Source organism: Arthrospira sp. PCC 8006 (genome assembly GCF_046480465.1).
In the GTDB taxonomy this organism is placed as follows: Bacteria; Cyanobacteriota; Cyanobacteriia; order Cyanobacteriales; family Microcoleaceae; genus Limnospira; species Limnospira platensis.
The window spans coordinates 1-433 of the sequence record NZ_PKGG01000563.1 but is presented as its reverse complement, the minus strand read 5'-3'; the positions used below and the strand labels follow the sequence as shown (position 1 = coordinate 433).

At 41.6% G+C, this 433-nt stretch carries 1 protein-coding gene; it reads right to left on the bottom strand.

Annotated features, from left to right (window positions below; all coding sequences use genetic code 11):
• Nucleotides 1–433 (bottom strand): ParA family protein (locus B9T16_RS29390; protein ID WP_410246469.1); only part of this gene is annotated, 433 nt, incomplete at both ends.

The following is a 433-nucleotide window of genomic DNA, read 5'->3' as shown; positions in this document are numbered from 1 at the left end:
GCAGGTACAATAAAGAGTCTTCCTGTAGCATTAGGTATTGTAACTTCCCCAAATATCTTGGTGATTAAAACGTTGGTTTCTAACCCTTCTGGTAAATAAGATCGCTCATAAAAATAATCCACAATACCAAATTCAGGTAGTGGGTTTAAGCTAAAAGCTGTACTCAAACCAGGCGCTTCTAAATCTAAGTCAACCGCCACAACTTTACGACCGCGCATAGCTAAAATCCAAGCCACATGAATTAAGGCAGTTGTTCGACCAACTCCCCCTTTAAAAGAATAGAATGTAACTGTTCGAGGAATGCGGGGTTCAGGCTGAGAAAGTTGGGATTGATTTTGCGGATTTGCCGACCACAATGCTAAATCTTGCCAAGTATTTATTGAGCTTCCCTTGACAAGCTGTGGGGCTGATAAATTCAGAGAGCGTGCTTCTT